The organism is Ignatzschineria sp. PL_is040, assembly GCF_055813795.1.
In genome coordinates this window covers 190,140-213,498 of the sequence record NZ_JBVPGU010000003.1, presented here as the reverse complement: position 1 = coordinate 213,498, position 23,359 = coordinate 190,140, and the positions used below count along the sequence as shown (strand labels likewise).

Sequence of the window (23,359 nt, the reverse complement as noted above, 5' to 3'; positions counted from 1 at the left end):
TACTTTCTACTCATTGAGCCACTCATTGAGAGGGGTAACAAGGGCAAAGAAGGCTGGATTAACCCTTTTTATGACCCATAAACGGAAGGGCTATTCCGGTAAAATTTAACTTAAACTACTCACAGATGAAAACTCCTAGACGGGGGTGCTCTGTAGCTCTTAACTTCTCAATATCACTTCTTCTTCAAAAAAGCGTGTAGAGAGGTGCCCAAGAACTATCTAGAGTTACGTCTTAGGAAAATCTGGAGGCTTAACCCTAAATTTACAAAGGAAATTATATATGTCACAAGTTTCAATGCGCGATATGCTCGAAGCGGGCGTTCACTTTGGTCACCAAACTCGTTTCTGGAACCCAAAAATGAAGCCTTACATCTTTGGATCACGTTCTAAAATTCATATCATTAACTTAGAAGAGACGCTTCCAATGTTTAATGATGCGATGAACTTTATCTCTAAAGTAGCTTCACAAAATGGTCGTATCCTTTTTGTGGGTACAAAACGCGCAGCATCTGACATTATCACAGAGCAAGCGAAACGTGCAGGTATGCCTTACGTTAACCATCGCTGGTTAGGTGGTATGCTGACTAACTTCAAAACTGTTCGTAACTCAATTCGCCGTCTTCGTGAAATCGAAGAGATGCAAGAAGATGGTTCTATCGAGCGCTTGACGAAAAAAGAAGGTATTTTATTAGAGCGTGAAGTTGCGAAGCTCGAAAAAAGCCTTGGCGGTATTAAAGATATGCCTAATATTCCGGATGCGATCTTCATTATTGATGTTGGCTATGAGAGCAACGCGGTAGCTGAAGCGAAAAAAATGGGTATTCCGGTAATCGGTGTTGTAGATACAAACAGCTCACCAGAGAATATCGATTACGTTATTCCTGGTAACGATGATGCTATTCGTGCAATTCAACTCTATGCAACAGCAGCAGCGGACGCGGTAATTGAAGGCCGTGGTTCAAATGCACAACTGATCTCTGAAGATCTTCAAAAGAAAGATCAATTCGTAGAAGTTGAAGAAGTTGTAGTGGTAGAAGAAGCCGCAGAATAATCAGTAAGGTTAAGCGCTCATCTCGGTGGGCGCTTCACTTTATCACCAATTTCCGATTCACTTTTCATTTATTAAGGTATTTATAATGGCGACAATTACAGCAGCTATGGTAAAAGAACTCCGTGAACGTACAGGTTCAGGGATGATGGAATGTAAAAAAGCGCTCACCGAAACTAACGGCGATATCGAAGCAGCAATCGAATTAATGCGTAAAAGCGGTCAAGCAAAAGCTGATAAGAAAGCAGATCGCGCAGCAGCAGAAGGCGTTCTTTTAATTCGTAACGATGACAAATTTGGTGTAATCGTTGAAATTAACTGTGAAACTGACTTCGTTACTAAAAACGAAGACTTCATCGCATTCTCAAACAAAGTAGCGGATATCGCATTTGAAAAGCGTGCAAACACAATTGATGATTTAGCAGATATCACTGTTGATGGTGTATCTCTTGATGAAGCGCGTAAAAACCTCATCGCTAAGATCGGTGAAAACATCACTGTTCGTCGCGTAGCAGGTCTTCATGCTGAAGGTCGTATCGGTGCTTATGCTCACGGTATTCGTATCGCGGCACTCGTTGACGTTGAAGGTGGAAACGAAGAGCTTCCACGTGATCTCGCAATGCATATCGCTGCATCAAACCCTGTATGTGTTGATGCATCAGGTGTTCCTGCTGAACTCTTACAAAAAGAGCGTGATATCTTCACTGCACAAGCAGCAGAATCAGGCCGTCCTGCAGACATCCAAGAGAAGATGATTGAAGGCCGTATCCGTAAGTATCTTGAAGAAGTAACACTTGTTGGTCAAAGCTTCGTAAAAGATCCTGATATGACAGTTGAAAAGCTTCTCAAATCTGAATCAGCAAAAGTGAACGCATTCGTTCGCTTAGAGCTTGGTGAAGGTGTTGAGATTGTTGAATCAGACTTCGCTGCAGAAGTTATGGAACAATTAAAATAAGTCTACTCTAAACACAAGACTTATGATTAAAGCCATTTTCTCTTATCAAGAGATGGGCTTCTTCAAGAGAGAGTGGTGATAAATATAGTCATCACTCTTTTTTTTAGTCAAAAGGAAAATCTTAATGAAGCATTCCCCTTCTAACCTCTTAATCGATCGCCCATCCTCTAAAGATGTAGCTCGTTTAGCGCAAGTATCTCAAGCAACAGTCTCCCGGGTTCTAAATCATCCTGAAAAAGTTGGAGCGAAGACTCGAGAAAAAGTTTATAAGGCTATTAAGACACTAAACTATTTACCTAATCAAAGTGCCAGAGATCTTGTTTCTGGGGGTTCAAAAATCATTAGCCTCATTTCTGGTACCTTAGAAAATCCATTTTTTGTAGAAAGTACAATGAAGATTGTACAACACGCGATGCAACGTGGGTATAAAATCAACATCTATATTATAGAAGATGAAGGCATAGAAGAGAGTTATCGTGCTGCCCTTGCCACGCAACCTAAAGGAATCATTATGTCGTGCATTCTTTATGAAGATCCCATCATTAAACAACTCAATGCCCTCAATATCCCTTTTGTTTCATATAATAGACGCCATCATGAAAAGCTCAACTACGTTGAACTAGATAATTATAAAGCAGCTGCAATGGGGTGTGAGCTACTTTATAAAAAAAAATATGACTCTATATTTTGGATTGGGGGAAGGCTAGATGTCAGTACTTTTCGGCATCGATACGAAGGATTTTGCAACCAGTATCTCCATTGTTATCAAAAACCGCTCAGAAAAGAGTATTGTTATAATCCTGATAGCATAGACTTTTCAAGTCTAATTCCAAAAATTAAAGAATGGTATCAAACAACATCTGGTAAAAAAGCTATCTTTGCAGCCACAGATGCTATTGCACTTGAAGTAATGAATTACACAAAAAAACTTCTTAATCTTCATTGCCCTAATGATATTGGTATTCTAGGAATTGATAATGTCAATCAAAGTAATCATAGCTACATCAATCTCACTACAATTGGTCCAACAGAAAATCTAGGTCTAACTGCTATCAAACTCTTAATTGACAATATTGAGTCACCAAAACAGCGTAATATCAATGTTACTTTTCCGCCTCAAATTTTTGAGCGGGCGTCTATATAATCAAGTACTCCCCCAATAATAAAAAAATTTACCGATTGACCTCATAAAAGCAATCATGCTATAGATAAATGAATACGTATTCATTCTTGCATATTTTATACACATAATAAAAGGGGTTAAATAATTAAGAATTATAAATAAACGCCATAAACTTAATCCCATGCGTAAAACTTCGAATAACCTCATAAGGAGAATAGGTCATGATTAAACAAACAACTCTCATTCCTAAAACCTTTCATGGATGGGGAGTAGCGAGATCCCTTAACATGATTATTGAACCTATGAATGTCCGTAATATATTGATTATAGCTGATCCTTTTTTAGTATCTTCCGGCTTAATAACTCAAGTTACTGACTCTCTTAAGTCTTACCAACTCTCATTCTTTACCGAGATAGATCCCGAACCCTCACTTGCTTTAGGTGAACATATTGTTAACTATACGCGTAACCAAAACGCTGACCTTGTAATCGGCATAGGAGGTGGTAGCGCACTAGACCTGGCTAAAATAGCAGCAACACTAGCAACCCATGAAGGAGAAGTTTCTCGTTACCTGAACTTAACAGGTGACCTTAAACCCACACACAAGGGATTACCTAAAATTATGATCCCAACAACATCAGGCACTGGTTCTGAAGTGACAAATCTTGCTGTACTCTCCCTTGCCCATAGCAAGGATGTTATTGTAAGTGATCATCTGCTCGCTGACGTTGCTTTATTAGACCCTTCTCTGACAGTAACCGTACCTCCTCGAGTAACAGCAGCAACAGGGATTGATGCACTAACACATGCAATAGAAGCTTATCTCTCAATTAATGCCGATCCAATTACTGATCAACTAGCGTTAAATGCTATTGAACTTATTAATCAGTCTTTATTTAACGCCTACAAAAATGGTGAAGATCAACAGGCTCGCACTCAAATGAGTTATGGAAGTTATTTAGCTGGCATTGCATTTTTTAATGCTGGAGCAGGAGCTGTTCATGCTCTTGCCTATCCTCTAGGTGGTCAGTTTCATATTAGCCATGGAGAATCTAACGCATTACTTCTACCTTATGTTCTTACTGAGATCGAAGTCTCCGCTGAAAGTAGGCTGGCAAAAATAGGGGAAAAAATGAATTTAACACTAACAGGAAAGTCTGTTAACGAAGCAGCTAGGATGACAGTTTTAGCTATTCAGTCCCTTCTACAGTCAATTAATATTCCAAGCTCTCTGCAATTTTATGAAATCGAACAACAACATCTCACTAATTTAGCTACAGATGCTATTAAGCAACAACGCCTTCTAGTACGTACACCTAAAAACTTAACTGAAAATGATATTTTTCGAATTTATAGCGCTGCATGGCATGGAAAAATAGAGCTTTTACAAAACTAGAACTTAAAAGTAGATCTCCAAAAATTTAACAATAAAAAAGATGTTAGCAAAATTACAATCTACTACTTGATGATCCAAAGGAGGTTATCTCATGAATGATAATAAAATTAAATTATATATGCTTCAAACAGGCACCATTAAGTGTAAAGAAAATAATATCAAAATGAATGCAGATCCTAACCCTTATGAAATTCCAATTCCCTGGTTCTTAATTACTCATCCTAAAGGCAATGTAATTATTGATGGAGGAACTTCAGTAGAATGTGCTACTGATCCCAAAGCACACTGGGGAGGAATAACAGATGTCTATTGGCCAGTCATGACCGAAGAAGAAGGGTGTTATAATGCTGTACAAGCATTAGGTATTGATCCTGAATCTATTAAATTCGTTTTACAAAGTCATCTCCATCTTGATCATACAGGCGCTATCGGTCGCTTTCCAAATGCGACCCATGTAGTACAACGAAAGGAGTATGAATATGCCTATAGTGCTGATTGGTTTGCTTCTGGTGGGTACATAAAAAAAGATTTTGATCAACCAAACCTGAAATGGCATTTCCTCTCTTTAGAAAATGATGACCAATTTGATCTTTATGGTGATGGCTCTATTATTATGATCCCAACCCCTGGTCATTCGCCAGGTCATTGTAGCTTTCTTATAACTTTACCCAATCAAGGATCTATACTACTTGCGATCGATGCAGCTTATACCACAGAGCATTGGGATGATAAAGTATTACCTGGCTTCTTAACATCAGCAATAGAATCTGCTCGTTCTGTAGCTAAACTACGCTTTATTGCTCAACAAACGGAAGCACTAGTAGTCACAGGCCATGATCCTGACACATGGGATAGCTTCCGCAAAGCACCTAAATATTATGATTAAAAATCACTTTGTTTGAAGTATAAACTCTCATACGAAAAACCCCAATAGTCCATTGGGGTTTTTCTTATTTTGAAGAGTTAATTATTTCCATAGAAAACTCTTGTTAATAATTACTGATAAAACCGATACCACCCTTACGCTCTACTTCTTCTTCGGTCTAAAGGCGGTAGTCACCGCTTCATTAACCTCGATATATCCGGCACCAATAAGATCTAGACAATATGGAATTGCGGAGAAGATTCCATTAACCACTGTTTTACCATCGCTATCTTTAACGCCGGCAAGTGTCTCTTCAATAGCTCTTGGGCGTCCTGGAAGATTAACAATAAGGCTCTCTTTACGGATCACCCCTACTTGTCGTGAGAGAATCGCCGTTGGGACAAAGTAGAGACTCACTTGACGCATCTGCTCGCCAAACCCCGGCATCTCCTTATCGGCAACCGCTAAGGTGGCATCGGGCGTAACATCTCGCTTAGTAGGGCCTGTTCCTCCGGTGGTCAAAACAAGATCACAATGGAGATTATCCACCAGATCTTTGAGCGCCTCTTCAATCACCGGTTGCTCATCTGCAATCAGGCGTTCATGAAATTCAATCTCATTTTTAATAGCTGAAGAGAGCCACGCTTTGAGATGGGGAATTCCCTCATCTTTATAGACTCCTTGGCTCGCTCTATCGGATACGGAGACAACACCTATCTTAATCACTTGCATCTTTAACTCCCTTCTTATGATTAATCTTTTCTAATCTGATCACTCATTTTATCAAATCACCTCCTGAAATGCCGGACATAAAAAAAGATCTTGTAATCGATGACTACAAGATCTTCTCTCTACTCTACCGATCGATTTAATGATCGATCGACTGCACTATCGATTCTAGAAGAAGCTATAGAGCAGTGATGGGAAGACTCCTAAAAGAATTAAGAGCATCACATTGATATTGAAGAATACTTGGCTTGTACCTGTTGCTTCTAATGTCAACTCACGTCCTGATACCTCTTCATCAAAGAACATCACTTTGATAACACGGAGATAGTAGTAAAGACCGATCACAGACATCAAGAGAGCAAAGATCACAGTGTAGAGGTGACCTGCTTCGAACGCTGCACGCAATACTACAAATTTTGCATAGAAGCCGACGAAGAATGGAATGCCACCCATCGATAACATGACACATGCTAAAAGAATCGCATACCATGCATGACTCTTCGCAAAGCCTTTAAGATCATCAATCGCTTGAATCTCTTTACCATTGATCTTCACAGAGAGGATAAAGCCAAATGCAGCTGTCGTCGTCAATGCATAAGTGATTGCATAGAAGATACCAGCGCTAAGCGCATTATCTGATTCTGCAGTAATCAGTAGACCTAAGAGGATAAATCCAGCATGTGATACCGCTGAATAACCAAGCATACGGCGCAGATTATCCTGTTTAAGTGCCACTAAGTTACCGATGATAAAGGAGATAATTGAGATTGCAATAATAAAGGGCTGCCAATTAGGTGCAAATGCTTCTAAAGCACCAATTAAGAGGAACGCCGCCATGATAAAGCTGGCAATCTTAGGTGCCGCACCGATAAACATCGCAACAGCGACCGGAGCGCCTTCATAGACATCAGGTACCCAGTTATGGAACGGAGCGCCCCCTAACTTAAAGACCACACCCACAATCAAGAAGACTGCAGAGAAGAGCATTAAGCGCGCTTGGCTATCGGTCATCCCATCAGCAATCACACTGTTGATATCGATAAATTGTAACGAGCTTGTCGCACCATAGAGAAGCGCCATACCGAAGAGTAAGATCCCCGATGACATCGCCCCAACAACAAAGTACTTCATTGCCGCTTCCGAACCTTTTTGGCTACGACGATTGAGCGCCACTAAACCATACATCGGGAGTGACATTAGCTCAAGACCTACATAGACCGTTAAGAGACTTGCCGCAGAAACCAGTACTAACATCCCCAAGGTACTCAAGAGAATGAGAACATAATATTCTGCATTTGCAATATCACTATCGGCTAAACGTCCGTAGCTATAGATTAAGCCAAATGCCACAACAATCGTCATCGCCACTTTCAGGAGTAGTGAGATCGGATTATAGGTGATCTCCCCAAACCAGAAAGCATCCGCCCCTATAATGCCACCTGTTAGGTCCACATTATATTGGTAGAGCGAGAGAATTGCTGTTCCAAAGAGCGCAATAAGGGATAGCGTATAAAGCATCGACTGCTTCGCATTCTTATTTAAGCTCTCATATAACAAGATGATGACGATCATACTCATCAAGAAGATCTCAGGAAGAGCAACGAGTATATCTGTCAGTTTAAATTCCATCATTTTTAACGTCCTTTAGAATTGAGCTGTCAAATGAACAAGAAGTCCATCAATCGTTGTCTGCATGAGATTCGCAATTGGTTCAGGCCAAACCCCAAGAAGAATGACAAGAATTGCTAATGAACCTAACATGAACCACTCGCGACCGTTGATATCTTTCATCTGTCTGACATGATCATGAACGATATCCCCTAAGATCACTCGTTTTGTTAACCAGAGGTTATATGCCGCACTGAGAATCAATGATAAGGCAACTAAAAGAGCGATATAGATTGAATAGTGGAAGCTTGCAAGGATTGTCCAGAACTCACCAATAAACCCTGAGGTTCCTGGAAGTCCTGAGTTCGCCATTGCAAAGAAGATAAAGAATGCCCCAAATACTGGCATCGCATTGATCACACCACCGTAATCTGCAATCTCTCTTGAATGGATACGATCATAGAGAACACCGATACAGAGGAACATTCCCGCAGATACAAGACCATGAGAGATCATCTGCATCATTCCCCCTTGAAGGGCCATCTGCATCGCTTCAGGATCGAGATCCCCGCCACCTAACATCGCAACAGGTAGGATAAATGCTAATGTTACAAAGCCCATATGGGAGATTGAGGAGTAAGCGATCATCTTCTTCATATCGCGCTGTACAAGTGCTACTAACGCAATATAGAGAATCGCAATCACACTGAGCGCCACCACAAACCACGCAAAATAGGCCGCTCCTAATGGTGCAATGGGTAACATAAAGCGAACAAATCCATAACCCCCAATTTTAAGGGTAATCGCAGCGAGGATCACAGAACCACCGGTCGGTGCTTCAACGTGCGCTGAAGGTAACCAAGTATGGACTGGGAACATCGGCACTTTTACCGCAAATCCAGCAAGGAATGCGAAGAAGAGCCATTTTTGTGTACTCTCTGCGATCTCAAGATTTTGAAAGCCTAAGATATTGAAGTTACCGCTTTGGAGATAGAGGTAGATCAATGCCACAAGTAGGAAGATCGAACCTAAGAAGGTATAGAGGAAGAACTTCAATGCCGCAGTGATACGACCCGGTCCACCCCAGATCCCGATAATTAAGAACATCGGAATGAGCATCGCTTCGAAGAAGATATAGAAGAGAATCCCATCAACAGAAGCAAAGATACCATTCATCAATCCTTCAAGGATGAGGAATGCAGCAAAATATTGATGTGGACGATCTTTAATAATCTCCCAACCGGCGATCACAACCAAAATAGTGACAAAAGTTGTGAGGACGATAAAGGGCATAGAGAAACCATCTACCCCTAAGTGATACCCAATTCCAAGATCTCGACTCCAGACGTAGTTCTCTACAAACTGCATCGCAGTTGTGTCTGAATTGAACTGGAATATAAGTGGTAACGATATAATAAATGTAAGAATAGCAAAGGCTAATGAGGTCCAACGGACTCGGGTCGGCTCATTGCCAACCGCGAGTACCACTAACCCCCCGATAATCGGAAGCCAAATGACTAAACTTAACCAAGAGATTTGCATTGTTTCCATTGTTTATTCCTAGTTAAAAAATACGACCCATGTCATAAGCGCTAATAGACCAACTACCATTAAGAATGCTGCATGGTAGATGTACCCAGTTTGAATACGACGGATAACGCCACCTACAAAGGAGGCTACATGTGCCGCACCAAATACAATCCCTCGGTCGATCAGTTTGTCATCGATCTTCTGCCAGAAGAAGCGACCTAAGCCCACAGAGCCATTCGCAATCACTTTCTGGTTAAAGTCATCGAGGTAGTATTTATTCTCAAATACTCTATAAAGACCGATCTTCTCAAGGATCTCTTTACCCTTCGCTGCCACTTTCGGCTGAATAAGGAAGCTATACCAAGCAACCGCAATACCGAGAAGCGTGAGATAGAATGCTGGCGCTGTCAATGCTTCTTTCGTCATCGCCCAAGAGCCTTCAAAGCCCTGCTTCATAATCTCTGTTGCCGGATTGACTGCATTATTGATATAGACAGAATCAGCTAAGAAGGTATTTTCAAACATCATCGGCGCCATATACCAACCGAGAATAACCGATGGGATCGCAAGAAGAATCAAGGGAAGTGTAACCACCCATGGTGACTCTTTTGGCGTCTCTGGTAAAACACTCTCATCTTCACTGTGATGATCATGCCCTAAGGACTCATCAACGGTGTAACGCGCTTTACCATGGAAGACTAAGAAGTACATTCTAAAGGTATAGAGCGCAGTCATAAAGACCCCGATCTCAAGTGCTAAGTGGGCAAAACCAGAACCAAATGTTGAGCTATGCTCAAGCGACCAGATAATCCCCTCTTTTGAGTAGTATCCAGAGAAGAATGGCATTCCCACAAGCGCTAAAGAACCGATCAGTGTGGTGATCCAAGTAATCGGCATCTTCTTGCGAAGACCTCCCATAAAGCGCATATCTTGAACATGGCTCATTCCGATAATCACCGAACCTGCGCCTAAGAAGAGGAGTGCTTTAAAGAAGGCATGCGTTGTTAAGTGGAATGCTGCAAGTGAGTATGCAGATGCCCCTAATGCTACCGTCATATAACCTAATTGTGAGATTGTCGAGTAAGCAATAACGCGTTTAATATCATTTTGGAAGAGACCTAAAACTCCCATAAAGAGTGCGGTAATTGCACCAAGGATCATCACCATTGAGAGCGCTGTTGTTGAGAGCTCATAGATCGGTGACATTCTTGCAACCATAAAGATCCCTGCAGTAACCATCGTCGCCGCGTGAATCAATGCGGAGATTGGGGTTGGACCTTCCATCGAATCAGGTAACCAGACATGAAGTGGAACCTGTGCTGATTTACCCATCGCCCCGATGAAGAGGAAGACCGCTGCAAAGGTCATGATATTCCAATCAGTTCCTAAGAAGTGGAGTGTTCCTGCCGCTTCAGGAAGACGATCAAACGCCTCCGTATAGGTCAGTGAGCTCGTCATGTAAGCAACACAAGCGATACCGATTAAGAAACCGAAGTCCCCTACACGGTTCACTAAGAATGCTTTCATATTGGCATAGGTCGCTGTTGGCTTTTTAAACCAGAAACCGATCAAGAGATAAGAGACAAGACCTACCGCTTCCCATCCGAAGAAGAGTTGCATGAAGTTGTTAGACATCACAAGCATCAACATGGAGAAGGTAAAGAGTGAGATATAGCTAAAGAAGCGGTTATATCCCGGATCACCTTTCATATACCCTACTGAGTAGAGATGAACCATTGTTGATACAGAGGTGATAACCACCATCATCATCGCCGTTAAGTTGTCGACTAAGAAGCCAACACCGACGCTTAATGATCCTGTATCCATCCAGGTGTAGATATTTTCATCAAAGATTGGTGCACGTCCTGACATATGCTCAATAAGAACATAGCCAGAGAGAAGTGCCGCAATCGCAACAAAAACGATCGTGACAGTATGTGCCACCTTTTCATTAATTACTCGGCAGAAAAGACCCGAGATAATTGAACCAAAGAGGGGCAATAAAACGATTAAAAGATAGATATACTTTAAGTCCATTGCACTAGCCTCTTAATTCCGTAATTTCATCGACATTAATGCTACCGCGATTTCTGAATACTAACACTAAGATTGCAAGACCAATCGCCGCTTCCGCAGCTGCAACCGCTAATGTAAAGAAGACAAAAATCTGCCCATTTAAATCGCCCGAGAACTGTGAGAATGCAACAAAAAGCGTACTACTTGCTAGTAACATTAACTCGATACACATCAAGAGAACAATCAAGTTCTTACGATTGATGAAGATCCCCGCAGTACTAATTCCAAATAGAATCGTCGAGAGAATAATATAATCATCTATGACTAAATTCATACCTATTTTTCCTCCTCTTCTGTAACTGCGTCTTCGCTCTCTTCCTTCACAGGTGCCGGCGCTAAAACCGCAGAATCCATCTTCACCATACGTACACGTTTTGTTGGATCTGCCTTAATTGCCCAGCTGACAGAGACATCTTTACGACGAAGTGGTCCGATACGGCGTGTTAAAGCGATCGCCGCAATCATCGCTACTAAAAGAATCAATGCGGTCGCTTCAAATGCATAGATATAGTTAGTGTAGAGAAGCACCCCTAACTCTTGCGCATTGGTTAACTCAGCACCTGCACGGATCGATTCAACACCACCTTCGAGCGCGAATTGATTCGCAATAAAGCTATCGCCCCCTAAGATTACAATAAGAATCTCTGCAATAAAGATGATCGCGACTAATACCGCAATCGGCAAGTAACGAACAAAACCCTCTTTTAAGAGATCATGCGGAATATCGAGCATCATCACGGCAAAGAGGAAGAAGACCATTACGGCACCACAGTAGATAATAATCAAGGAGAGTGCTAAGAACTCCGCTTGAAGAAGTAACCAACAGCAGCTCACCATCACAAAGATCAGAACTAGGTGCAGTACTGATGTCATGGTATTTTTTGCACTCACCACTCTAATCGCTGAATAGATCGTGATTAGTGCGAAGATATAAAATAGTATCTTAAATAACATCTTCCCCTCCTAGTATAAGTGAGAATCTGCAGCACGATCTTTAGCGATTTGTACTTCATACTTATCGCCAAGTGCTAAGAGAGATTCTTTTGTGATGATATTTTCGCCCTTCTCTTCCATATGGTATTCAAAGACGCGTGTTAAGACGATTGAATCCACAGGACATGCTTGTTCACACAATCCACAGAAGATGCATTTGAAAAGATCGATATCGTAACGTGTCGTACGACGAGTGCCATCGCCACGCTCTTCGGTATCAATCGTAATTGCTAATGCAGGACAGACTGCTTCACACAATTTACAACCGATGCAACGCTCTTCCCCATTCGGATAGCGACGCAATGCGTGAAGCCCACGAAAACGCCCAGATTGTGGGGTTTTCTCAAACGGATACTCAATCGTGAATTTCGGTCTAAAGAAATAACGTAAGGTAATTCCTAAACCTTTACGTAATTCTTTTAACGTAAATGTCTCGTAGAGTGATTTTAAATATCTAAACATATGTTAGTTCCTACCTATTCCTTTAAAACCATGGTTTTAGACCGACGCCGTACATTACGAGTACTACCGCAATCCACACAAGAGCTATCGGAATAAAGAATTTCCAACCTAGACGCATAATCTGGTCATATCGGTAACCGGGGAAGGTTGCACGAACCCAGATCATCGCAAAGAGGAAAAAGGCCATTTTGATAATCATCCAGAAGATGCTATCTGTCGCAAGTAATGAAAGAACAGGAATATTCTCTATCGCTTCTACGCCAGAGAGCGGTGCAAGCCATCCACCAAAGAAGAGCAAGCTCATCAATGCAGAGACCAAAATCATATTGGTATATTCTGCAAGGTAGAAGGTCACAAAGCCCGTTCCTGAATACTCGGTAAAATATCCCGCAACAATCTCTGATTCCCCTTCCGTCACCTCAAAAGGCGCACGATTTAACTCTGCAAGACCGGCAATAAAGTAGATGACAGCCATTGGCAGAAGCGGAATAAAGTACCAATTGATCAGACCGAGTGATCCCCCTTGCCCTTTAACGATTTCGGTAAAGTTAAGGCTACCTGAGATCATCACCACCGTGATTAAAGCAAATCCTAACGCTAACTCATAAGAGACCACTTGCGCCGCACTACGAATAGCGCCAAAGATCGCAAACTTTGAGTTAGAACTCCAACCTGCCATTAATGACGCATAGACGCCAAGAGAGGTCATCGCCAAAATATAGAGGATTGCAGAATCCATCGAGGAGCTAACCCAGCCATCATTGAAAGGAACAACTGCCCACACACCAAATGCTGTTGTCACCGCAATAAATGGTGCGATAAGGAACATTGTCTTATTCGCAGCTGATGGAATGATAAACTCTTTAAAGAGCATCTTTAAAAGATCCGCAAATGGTTGGAGAAGCCCTTTAGGACCTACTCTATTAGGGCCTAAACGGATATGCATATAACCCAAAACTTTACGCTCTGCAAAGGTTAGATATGCCACCGATAGAACAATTGGCAAAAAGATGACCAATGTTTTTATCAGAGCCCACACAAGCGGATAGTGAATAATCGCCATTACGGTATCCATCTAATTTGCCCCCTTAATTGATTGATAAAACTTCGTGGTTCCTGCATATTCTGTAGGAATACGAACACAGCCCTCTGCTACCTTCTCCGATACTCTCGAAAGGAAGGTATTTTCACTATTGAGTAGAGGCATAACTGCACTCTCATCATTTGCGTTATTAAAGGCAATACGGGCACGCTTCGCTAGAGGTGTCTTCTGAAGTGCAACACCTCGTCTAACATAAGCATCTGTTGAGTAGAGAGAAGTGGTCGGTACTGCTAACAGACCCTCTTTCTTCAATGCTTGATAGTCAAAGGAGACTCCTGAAACCTCATTTTGGTTCTCTGCTAATTTTGCGCCATTCTCCGCTTTCCACTTCGTTAGAAGTTCATCAGAAGAGATGTAATCGAAGCCATCGATCTCAAAATGGTTACCTAAGACACGTAAAATCTTCCAGATAGGGCGCGCTTCACCATGTGGGAGCGATGCGGCTTGTAATGTCTGTAACGTTCCCTCAAGGTTAACGTAACTTCCTGAGGTCTCTGTCCAAGCAGCACCCGGAAGAATGACATTCGCAACTGACTTTAATGTCTCGCTAGCAAATGGGGTAATTGCAACGACAGCTTCAGCAGCTTGCAGTGCATCGAGCGCTAATTTTGACTCAACAAAATCAGATTCTGGATCGATAGCGCCGACTAAGAGGTAAGCTTTTAAAGGAGAAGCTAACATCGTGGCACTATTGCTGCCTTCTGTTGTTAACGCCGTTAATGCCGCTCCTGAACTATTTGATCCTGGCGTAAAGTAACCGAGTTTTGCACCAGTTAAACGCGCAAGCTCAGCACTTAATGCACGGATTGTTGCAAATTGTGGATGGCTAATTGCATCATGCCCTAAAACGATCCACTCACGCTCCCCTTTGAGGAACTGCTCGGCAATTGAGATCACCGCATCTTCATTAATTGAATCGCTATTGATCACAGAGATAAGCTCTGTACGAACTGACTCACCCTTCATATTGGCAACTTTCGCCACAACTGCCGCAAGCTCACTCACCCAATCGAAAGGATGTGCAATAATCTCGGCATGGAAAGGATGGAGTTGATCTGCGCTATAAGATCCTAAGAAGGAGACTTTTGCACCCTTCTTCACCGCATCACGCAGACGAATCGCTAAAACAGGCACCTCCATACGTGGATCAGCACCTACTAAAAGCACTGAGTCGAGCTCATTCACTTCTGGAATAGAGAGTCCTAATGCACGGAAAGTCGGTTCTGCACGCTCACCACTAAAATCTCTCTGTGTAAAGCGATAATCGACATTCTTAATACCTAAGCCCGCCTGCAACTCTTTAACTAATTGCATCTCTTCAAGGGTCGCCATCGGTGAGACAAAGATTCCGACCTGATCTGCGCCATATTTTTCAATTGCGCCTTCGATCAGAAGTTTTGTCGCTTTTAAGGCATCATCCCAGGTGCTTTTAACCAATTCACCTTGACCATTATCTAAAAGTGGATGCGCTGCACGATCATCACTTGAGAGCGCTTCATAACTGAAACGATCACGATCTGAGATCCATGGCTCATTGATCTCATCATTACGGCGAGAAACAACACGTGCCACCTTACCGCGAAGGGTATGAATCTCCGTATTGGTGCCTAATCCATCATGCATGCTGATAGAGTCATGATTGATATATTCCCATGGACGCGCTCCATATTTTGAAGGCTTCGCCGTTAACGCACCAACAGGGCAGATATCGATAATATTGCCCGAAACTTCAGAGACTAAGGCATGTTTAATATAGGTTGTGATCTCTAAGCGATCACCACGATCAACGCCCCCCAATTCACGCATGCCGGCAATCTCATCACCAAAGCGAACGCAACGGGTACATTGGATACAGCGATTCATAAAGGTCTCAACTAAAGGACCGATATTGATCTTTTCAACATGGCGCTTCTCTTCAATATAGAGCGATCGATTTTGCCCATACTCTGCTGAGAAATCTTGTAATTCACACTCGCCCCCTTGGTCACAGATAGGACAATCAAGCGGGTGATTAATTAACAAGAACTCCATAATTGCTTTTTGTGCTGCACGCGCTTTCTCATTACGCGTGCGAACAATCATGCCATCCATAATGGGGGTTGCACATGCAGGTGCCGGTTTTGGCATCCGCTCAACATCCACAAGGCACATACGGCAACTCGCCGCAATGGATAATTTATCGTGATAACAGAAGCGAGGAATAGTGATTCCTTCACGATCTGCCACTTCAATCAACATTGTTCCGGCGGGTGCTTGAAACTCTTTACCATCGATATTAACGGTAAACATCTTCACTTCATTACTCATTATTTCGCCCCCTCAACCATACTTCTGCCATGTTCAATATAGTATTTGAACTCTTCAGGGAAGTGCTTAACAAAGCTGAGTACCGGCATAGCAGCTGCATCACCAAGCGCACAGATTGTTCGACCTCCAATATTGTTGGCAACATGAACAAGACGGTCGAGATCTTCTGGACGCCCTTCCCCTTTGAGAATGCGATCCATAATTCTAAATAACCAGCCTGTTCCCTCACGACAAGGCGTACATTGTCCGCACGATTCGCTAAAGTAGAAGCTCGAAAGTGTGCGTAATGCTTTAACCATATCGGTTGTCTCATCCATGACGATCACCGCACCTGAACCCATCATCGATCCCGCTTTTTTCGCGATCGAATCGTAATCCATATTGGTCTCCATCATAATATGACCCGGTACAACAGGAACTGATGATCCTCCTGGAATAACCGCCTTGATTTTACGACCTTTCCAGATACCGCCTGCAAGCTCTAAGAGATCTTTAAAAGGGGTTCCCATCGGGATCTCATAATTTCCTGGCTTTTCCACATGACCTGAGATAGAGAAGATCTTCTGTCCTCCCGCCCCGGGAATTCCATGCTCCTTAAACCAATCTGCGCCATTACGAATAATGCGGCCGACAGATGAGAGCGACTCACAGTTATTGATCGTGGTCGGCTTACCATAGAGACCGACTGCCGCTGGAAAAGGTGGCTTAAAGCGCGGTTGCCCTTTCTTCCCTTCGAGAGATTCAAGAAGCGCCGTCTCCTCACCACAGATATAAGCTCCCGCACCCAATGCGCCATAGAGTTCAATGGAGATACCCGTTCCTTGGATATTCTGCCCAATTAAACCGGCATCACGTGCTTCTTGCACTGCCGCTTCAAAGCGTTTGAAAGGCTCTTCGCTAAACTCTCCACGCATATAGTTGTAACCCACTTTCGCACCGATAGCGTAGGCGGCAATCGCCATCCCTTCCACCAATGCATGAGGGTTAAAACGGAGGATATCTCTATCTTTACAGGTACCCGGCTCTGACTCATCCGAGTTACAGACAAGGTAGCTACTACCATCATCATTCTTCGGCATAAAGCTCCACTTCACACCCGTTGGGAAGCCTGCTCCCCCACGACCACGAAGCTCAGAAGCCTTCACCATCTCAATGACTTCCTCTTTAGAGAGTTCCCCTCTTAATATCTTTTTCCACCCATCGTAGCCCCCTAAGCTCAAGTAGGTCTCGAGAGACCAAGGCTTATCGTGCCCGAGAGTGAAGTAACAAACTTCGTTTTGTACCATTAGTTTGCCTCTTTATTATCTGCTCTTGATTCGATACGGTCGAGAATCTCATCAATCTTCTCAATCGTTAAGTTCTCATGATACTCGTGGTTGATCAGTGCCGCGGGCGCTGCTGTACATGCCGCAATACATTCATCCTCATTCTTAAGCGAAAAAAGACCGTCAGGAGTCGACTCCCCGGCCTTAATACCTAAACGTTGCTCTACATGCGCTAAAATCTCTTCTCCGCCACGAAGCATACAGGAGATATTAGTACAGATCATAATGGCATTTTTACCACATGGTTTCGTTTCGAAATTGGAGTAAAAGGAAGCGACCTCATAGACCGCAATAGGGGGCAACTCCAGATAATCTGCAATTGCATCCATAATCTCAACCGTTAAATAACCACCATTTTCATGTTGAGCTTCACGCAGTGCAGCAAGGAGCGCTGATTGCTTCCGATCTTCAGGGAAGCGTGCGAGCCAGCGATCAATCTCTGCTCTCGTATGGCTACTTAATATACTTTCTCTATTTTTCATCTTAGCTACTCTATACTCTGTAATTGATTAAACTAGCGGTCAATATCCCCAAACACCATGTCTTGTGTTCCCAGTATTGCAACTAAGTCGGATAACATATGGCGTTTTGCCATCTCTTCTGTTGCGGAGATATGGGCAAATCCTGGCGCTCTCAATTTCACGCGATAGGGCTTATTGGCACCATCAGAGACGAGATAGACACCGAACTCCCCTTTAGGATGTTCTACAGCGGCATAAGCTTCCCCTTCAGGAACGCAGAAGCCCTCTGTAAAGACCTTAAATTGTTGAATAAGTGATTCCATGCCCTCTTTAACATCCCGTCTTTGCGGAATAGTGACACGGCTATCGGTACTCATTACAGGACCTTTGTTTTCACGGAGCCACTTAATACATTGCATCATCAAGTGTGCTGACTGCTCCATCTCTTCAAGTCTTACCAAGAAGCGATCATAACAATCACCATTAACGCCCACAGGAACTTCAAAGTCGAGTTGGTCATAGACAGAGTAAGGTCGTGTTTTACGAAGATCCCATGCAACTCCTGAACCACGAAGCATTGGACCTGTAAATCCTAATTCAATAGCTCTCTCAGCAGAGACTGCACCGATACCAACAACACGCCCCTTCCAGATACGGTTACCCACAAGTAAGTTGCGATACTCCACCATATTCTGTTTTAAGAAGCGCTCACAGAAATCTTCTAAATAATCGAGAACATCTCCCTGACGCGCCGCGTTGATTCGCTCAAGCTTTTTCTTCGATCTAAACTTGCTCGGCTCATACTTTGGCATTGTATCGGGAAGATCTTTCGCAACGCCTCCAACACGGTAGTAGAAAGGATGGATTCGCGCACCGGTAATCGCCTCTTGAGCATCATAGAGCTCCTCACGATCACGGAAACAGTAGAGAAGCATCGCCATCGCACCTAAGTCATGACCATGTGCTCCTAACCACATTAAGTGGTTCATAATTCGGGTCGCTTCATCCATCAATACCCGAATATATTGCGCACGAATCGGCACTTCAATTCCCAGTAGCTTCTCAACAGCTAAAACAAATGCATGTTCGTTATTTAAGCATGAACAGTAATCTAAACGGTCGAGATAACCGATCGATTGTGTATAAGGTTTCGCCTCCATCAACTTCTCAGTCCCACGATGGAGTAGACCGATATGAACGTCAGCACGCTCAACCGTTTCCCCTCGAAGCTCAAGGATCATCCGCATTACACCATGGGCCGCCGGATGTTGAGGTCCAAAGTTAATTGTATAGTTTTCAATATTTGTCATTGTTGTCATCTCTTACCCCTTACGAATCATACGTGGAATATTGACGCGTGACTCAATCGAAACCGGTTGATAGACCACACGGCGTAACTCTTCATCATAGATCACTTCCACATTTCCCGTCAGTGGGAAATCTTTACGAAGCGGGTGACCAATAAATCCATAATCCGTTAAGATTCGACGAAGGTCTGGGTGATTCTTAAAGGCGATACCAAACATATCGAACACTTCGCGTTCATACCAGTTAGCGCCACTCCAGATATCGGTTACAGAATCGAGCATGGGGATCACATTATTCTGTTCACCATCGAGATAACATTTCACACGAAGGCGAGCGTTATGAGTCAATGAGAGAAGGTGATAGACAACAGCAAAACGTTCACTCATCGATGCTTTATAAGCTGTCGCTTCAAGGTGATTGCCGGCACGACCGACCGCTTGTGGTGTTGTTCCACGGCTAAAACCATGATTGGAGGCTTCCACATCCCACTCAGTTAAGCCATAGGCAGCATAATCAACAGCAGTGATATCGGTGACCTGCTCAAACTTCAAGGCATCATTGTGCGCCAATTGCGCCATCACTTCATGCACATTTTTCGGGTCGATCGTAATCGTTAACTCACCATATGCCAGAACCGATTTTAGGATCTTATCTCCTAACGTACTCTCTAATGTCTCGAGGAGTTCTTCTGGATTTCTAATAAATTTAGCCATCTTACACCTACCCTAATCTTGCAATCGTGCTAGTTCTCTTAATCTTATCGTGGAGACGTAAGATACCAAACATCAATGCTTCTGCTGTCGGTGGACAACCTGGCACATAGACATCTACCGGGACGACACGATCTGATCCTCTTACCACAGAGTAGGAGTAGTGATAATACCCCCCACCATTTGCGCAAGAACCCATAGAGATAACCCATTTTGGCTCCGGCATCTGATCGTAGACTTTACGAAGTGGAATCGCCATCTTGTTTGTCAATGTTCCAGCAATAATCATTAGATCTGATTGTCTCGGTGACGCTCTAAAGACGGCGCCGCCAAATCTATCTAAGTCATATCTTGCAGCACCCACATGCATCATCTCTAATGCACAACATGCAAGACCAAAGGTCACAGGCCATAAGGAACCTGTCCTCGCCCAGTTAATTGCTGAATCGAGAGTTGTTGTGACAAACCCCTCTTCTAATCTAGCTTCTAATCCCATTCAAGCGCTCCCTTCTTCCACTCATACGCAAAACCGACTGTCAATAAAACCAGAAAAACTACCACAGCCATAATGCCGGGTAGTCCAATCAGTTTCATGGCGGTCGCCCAAGGTATCAGGAAGATTAACTCTAAGTCGAAAATAATAAAAAGAATTGCGATAAGAAAGAAGCGGACATCGAACTTCATACGGGCATCTTCAAATGCCTCAAATCCGCTCTCATATGGAGATAGCTTTTCAGCGTTAGGGGCGTTCGGCCCTAAAAAGTATCCAAGGGCTACCAGAATGCCGGCGAAGACAATACTGAAGCCTACAAAGACCGCTACAGGAAGATATTCCATCATAGCCAATTTTCCTCCAAGACTTTGATTTTACTCATCAATTGATATAAACAAGTGCAAAGCCTACCCGACTCGCCACCGAATATGCTTCAAAACACTGACATGAAATTGTATCCTAACCCCACTATACTAATGGATTAATGGACAAAATTAAAGTTTATCGTCAATTATACTTTCCTGATACTTATCCCGATTGGAGACCGCTATGAACAACAATGACCGCATCTCAAGACTCCTTAAAACCCCCGATTCTCCGCTCATACAATTTCTCAAGGAGAATGATGCGAAGTTCAGAGCGTTACGTCAGCAATTACATAGTTACCCTGAGCTCTCCCGCGAGGAATTTAATACTGCAAAATTGATCGAGGACAAACTTCACGCTTGGAGTATCCCCACAGAACGCCTTACCGAGACAGGTGTGATTGGGATTTTACAGAAAGGGGATTATGAAAATGCGCCACGTGTAGCGCTTCGAGCCGATACCGATGCGCTCCCAATCACCGAAAAAGGGGATCATCCTCACTGCTCTAAGACGCCTGGCGTTATGCATGCTTGTGGCCATGATGGACATACCACTATGCTCCTTGCGGCCGCTAAGTATCTCGCTTTAGAGGCAGAATTTGATGGCACCATTATCTTTATCTTCCAGCCTGATGAAGAGGATCAAGCTGGTGCTCGCCGAATGGTAGAGGCGGGTCTTTTTGAGAAATTTCCTGTCGATGCTATCTATGCGATGCATAATTTCCCAGGTGCAAAACAGGGAGAGATTCTGATCCGCAAAGGACCACAGATGGCTGGCACCTGTGAGGTTCATATCGATATCTTCTCCAAAGGAGGGCATGCTGCCCATCCCTATCAGACAACTGACTCCGTTCTTGTCGCCTCTGAAGTGGTAGTCGGCCTGCAATCGATTATCTCACGCAATATCTCCGGCATCGATTCTGCCGTCATTACCATCGGTTCGATCCATGGGGGAGATGCCAATAATGTCATCCCCAATAAAGTCTCGCTCTTAGGGACCCTTCGCTACTTTGATCTTGAGGTTCGAGATCGCATTAAAGCACGCATCAAGCAGTTAACGGAAGGGATCTGTAGCGCCTATGGCGCCACCTGTGAAGTGCGTCTGATCGATGGCTATATTCCGACGATCAATCACGATAGAGAGACAGAGATCGCCATAGAGGCGATCGATAAGTTAATTGCAGAAGATTCTATTATCCGAAACAAAGCCCCATCGATGGGCGCTGAAGATTTCGGCTTTATGCTTCATGCTTGCCCCGGCGCCTATTTCTATATTGGTAATGATCGAGATCATCAATTTGTTGGACTTCATACCGACCAATATGACTTTAATGATGACAATATCCTGATCGGTGGCGCACTCTGGAGTGAGCTTGCCCTGCACTTCTTAAAGCATCGATAATCGCACACCCCATCACAGTTAAATAACTAAAAATAGACAACATTGAAAATGATATACTATTCACCTTTGCAAGGAGGAAGCATATGAATATCACAAAACCCCTATATCGCCCCCGCAGAATGCGCCGTAATCCTGCGATTCGTCAACTCGTCCAAGAGAGCTTTTTCGATCTTAACGATCTGATCTGCCCTATCTTTGTGGAAGAGAATATTGAAGAGAAGGTAGAAATTAAGACCCTTCCTGGCGTCTATCGCTATCCTGAAAAAGATTTAGCGAAAGAGGTGGCAGAGTTACAAGCATTAGGAATCCGCTACATTATGCCCTTTGGTATCTCCCATCATAAAGATGAGAGCGGTAGCGACACTTGGGAAGAGAATGGTTTCCTTGCACGTATGATTCGCACCATTCGTCAAACAGCACCTGAGATGATCATTATCCCCGATATCTGTTTCTGCGAATATACCTCACATGGACATTGTGGCGTAATCTGCGATGGTGAGGTTGATAATGACGCTACGATTGAAAATTTAGCCAAACAGGCTGTCACAGCTGCTCGTGCGGGCGCCGATATTTTAGCCCCCTCTGCCATGATGGATGGTCAAATTCGCGCTATTCGTGAAGCGCTCGATGCGGCAGGCTTTGAACATGTCGGAATCTTAGCTCACGCCATTAAATTCTCCTCTGCATTTTATGGCCCTTTCCGTGAAGCGGTCAATTCAGAGTTGAGCGGTAACCGTAATGGCTATCAGGCTGACTTTGCCAATGGACGCCAAGCGATGATTGAAGCAGCACTTGATGAAGAGGAAGGTGCCGATATCCTTATGGTGAAACCGGGAACCCCTTATCTCGATCTTTTAGCGCGCTTACGCGAGAGAACTGATCTCCCACTTGCATCCTATCAAGTTGGGGGTGAGTATGCCGCTATCAAATTTGCAGCACTTGCCGGCGCATTAGATGAGAAAGCAGTGGTTGCAGAGACACTCATTGGATTTAAACGTGCAGGGGCAGATATGATTGTCAGCTACTACACAAAAGAGGTAGCAACTTGGTTGAAAAATGGAGAGATCTCCAGCCTCAGCCGATAAGATCAATTGATCGGA

At 43.4% G+C, this 23,359-nt stretch carries 22 protein-coding genes; 7 read left to right on the top strand and 15 right to left on the bottom strand.

Annotated features, from left to right (window positions below):
- The first annotated feature begins 280 nt into the window (after positions 1-280).
- The 5 genes from rpsB (at position 281) to attM (ending at position 5,409) form a co-directional block, all read left to right on the top strand.
- Positions 281-1,051, top strand: a complete 771-nt coding sequence (gene rpsB / locus AC0SAP_RS06055) for a 30S ribosomal protein S2 (RefSeq protein WP_473383398.1) — start codon at positions 281-283, stop codon at positions 1,049-1,051.
- Between the two features lie 85 nt (positions 1,052-1,136).
- Positions 1,137-2,003, top strand: coding sequence for a translation elongation factor Ts (gene tsf / locus AC0SAP_RS06050; protein WP_286481485.1), 867 nt, complete (start codon positions 1,137-1,139; stop codon positions 2,001-2,003).
- Positions 2,004-2,127: 124 nt separating this feature from the next.
- Positions 2,128-3,147: a LacI family DNA-binding transcriptional regulator gene (locus AC0SAP_RS06045; RefSeq protein WP_473383396.1), complete on the top strand. Its 1,020-nt coding sequence runs from the start codon at positions 2,128-2,130 to the stop codon at positions 3,145-3,147.
- Positions 3,148-3,347: 200 nt separating this feature from the next.
- Positions 3,348-4,523 carry an iron-containing alcohol dehydrogenase gene (locus AC0SAP_RS06040; RefSeq protein ID WP_473383394.1) on the top strand — a complete coding sequence of 392 codons (1,176 nt, stop codon included), beginning with the start codon at positions 3,348-3,350 and terminating at the stop codon, positions 4,521-4,523.
- 91 nt (positions 4,524-4,614) lie between these two features.
- The gene (gene attM, locus AC0SAP_RS06035) at positions 4,615-5,409 is read left to right on the top strand and encodes an AttM family quorum-quenching N-acyl homoserine lactonase (protein WP_286481488.1); all 795 of its coding nucleotides are present in this window, start codon (positions 4,615-4,617) and stop codon (positions 5,407-5,409) included.
- Positions 5,410-5,550: 141 nt separating this feature from the next.
- Here attM and mog read toward each other — a convergent pair whose 3' ends face one another.
- The 15 genes from mog to ndhC all read right to left on the bottom strand — a co-directional run bounded on the left by mog (position 5,551) and on the right by ndhC (position 20,839).
- Complete coding sequence (gene mog, locus AC0SAP_RS06030; protein ID WP_473383393.1) at positions 5,551-6,120, bottom strand: molybdopterin adenylyltransferase; 570 nt, start codon at positions 6,118-6,120, stop codon at positions 5,551-5,553.
- Positions 6,121-6,285: 165 nt separating this feature from the next.
- A complete protein-coding gene (locus AC0SAP_RS06025; RefSeq protein WP_473383392.1) occupies positions 6,286-7,749 on the bottom strand; it encodes an NADH-quinone oxidoreductase subunit N in 1,464 nt (487 codons plus the stop codon).
- Between the two features lie 12 nt (positions 7,750-7,761).
- Positions 7,762-9,276 (bottom strand): NADH-quinone oxidoreductase subunit M, encoded by a 1,515-nt coding sequence (locus tag AC0SAP_RS06020; protein WP_229821681.1) that lies wholly within the window; start codon positions 9,274-9,276, stop codon positions 7,762-7,764.
- A gap of 9 nt (positions 9,277-9,285) precedes the next feature.
- Positions 9,286-11,292 carry an NADH-quinone oxidoreductase subunit L gene (gene nuoL / locus AC0SAP_RS06015; protein ID WP_473383390.1) on the bottom strand — a complete coding sequence of 669 codons (2,007 nt, stop codon included), beginning with the start codon at positions 11,290-11,292 and terminating at the stop codon, positions 9,286-9,288.
- 4 nt (positions 11,293-11,296) lie between these two features.
- Positions 11,297-11,605 carry an NADH-quinone oxidoreductase subunit NuoK gene (gene nuoK / locus AC0SAP_RS06010; RefSeq protein WP_094567539.1) on the bottom strand — a complete coding sequence of 103 codons (309 nt, stop codon included), beginning with the start codon at positions 11,603-11,605 and terminating at the stop codon, positions 11,297-11,299.
- 2 nt (positions 11,606-11,607) lie between these two features.
- Complete coding sequence (locus AC0SAP_RS06005) at positions 11,608-12,285, bottom strand: NADH-quinone oxidoreductase subunit J (protein ID WP_094567540.1); 678 nt, start codon at positions 12,283-12,285, stop codon at positions 11,608-11,610.
- A gap of 9 nt (positions 12,286-12,294) precedes the next feature.
- The gene (gene nuoI, locus AC0SAP_RS06000) at positions 12,295-12,786 is read right to left on the bottom strand and encodes an NADH-quinone oxidoreductase subunit NuoI (protein WP_094567541.1); all 492 of its coding nucleotides are present in this window, start codon (positions 12,784-12,786) and stop codon (positions 12,295-12,297) included.
- Positions 12,787-12,808: 22 nt separating this feature from the next.
- Positions 12,809-13,861 carry an NADH-quinone oxidoreductase subunit NuoH gene (gene nuoH / locus AC0SAP_RS05995; protein ID WP_094567542.1) on the bottom strand — a complete coding sequence of 351 codons (1,053 nt, stop codon included), beginning with the start codon at positions 13,859-13,861 and terminating at the stop codon, positions 12,809-12,811.
- Complete coding sequence (gene nuoG / locus AC0SAP_RS05990; protein WP_473383389.1) at positions 13,862-16,195, bottom strand: NADH-quinone oxidoreductase subunit NuoG; 2,334 nt, start codon at positions 16,193-16,195, stop codon at positions 13,862-13,864.
- Complete coding sequence (gene nuoF, locus AC0SAP_RS05985; protein WP_094567544.1) at positions 16,195-17,481, bottom strand: NADH-quinone oxidoreductase subunit NuoF; 1,287 nt, start codon at positions 17,479-17,481, stop codon at positions 16,195-16,197. The genes nuoG and nuoF overlap by 1 nt, the downstream gene beginning before the upstream one ends.
- Positions 17,481-18,002 (bottom strand): NADH-quinone oxidoreductase subunit NuoE family protein, encoded by a 522-nt coding sequence (locus AC0SAP_RS05980; protein WP_094567545.1) that lies wholly within the window; start codon positions 18,000-18,002, stop codon positions 17,481-17,483. The genes nuoF and AC0SAP_RS05980 overlap by 1 nt, the downstream gene beginning before the upstream one ends.
- Positions 18,003-18,034: 32 nt before the next feature.
- Entirely contained in the window at positions 18,035-19,291 is a 1,257-nt protein-coding gene (locus tag AC0SAP_RS05975) for an NADH-quinone oxidoreductase subunit D (RefSeq protein WP_473383511.1), read from the bottom strand.
- A gap of 12 nt (positions 19,292-19,303) precedes the next feature.
- A complete protein-coding gene (locus AC0SAP_RS05970) occupies positions 19,304-20,002 on the bottom strand; it encodes an NADH-quinone oxidoreductase subunit C (RefSeq protein ID WP_094567546.1) in 699 nt (232 codons plus the stop codon).
- A gap of 7 nt (positions 20,003-20,009) precedes the next feature.
- On the bottom strand, positions 20,010-20,495 hold the full coding sequence (locus AC0SAP_RS05965) for a NuoB/complex I 20 kDa subunit family protein (protein WP_286481495.1): 486 nt from the start codon (positions 20,493-20,495) through the stop codon (positions 20,010-20,012).
- A complete protein-coding gene (gene ndhC, locus AC0SAP_RS05960) occupies positions 20,486-20,839 on the bottom strand; it encodes an NADH-quinone oxidoreductase subunit A (protein ID WP_094567548.1) in 354 nt (117 codons plus the stop codon). The genes AC0SAP_RS05965 and ndhC overlap by 10 nt, the downstream gene beginning before the upstream one ends.
- Positions 20,840-21,041: 202 nt before the next feature.
- On the opposite strand from ndhC, the gene AC0SAP_RS05955 reads away from it, so the two are divergent.
- Positions 21,042-22,259, top strand: a complete 1,218-nt coding sequence (locus AC0SAP_RS05955) for a M20 metallopeptidase family protein (protein WP_473383387.1) — start codon at positions 21,042-21,044, stop codon at positions 22,257-22,259.
- A gap of 83 nt (positions 22,260-22,342) precedes the next feature.
- Positions 22,343-23,344 carry a porphobilinogen synthase gene (gene hemB, locus AC0SAP_RS05950; RefSeq protein WP_094567550.1) on the top strand — a complete coding sequence of 334 codons (1,002 nt, stop codon included), beginning with the start codon at positions 22,343-22,345 and terminating at the stop codon, positions 23,342-23,344.
- Positions 23,345-23,359 lie beyond the last annotated feature (15 nt).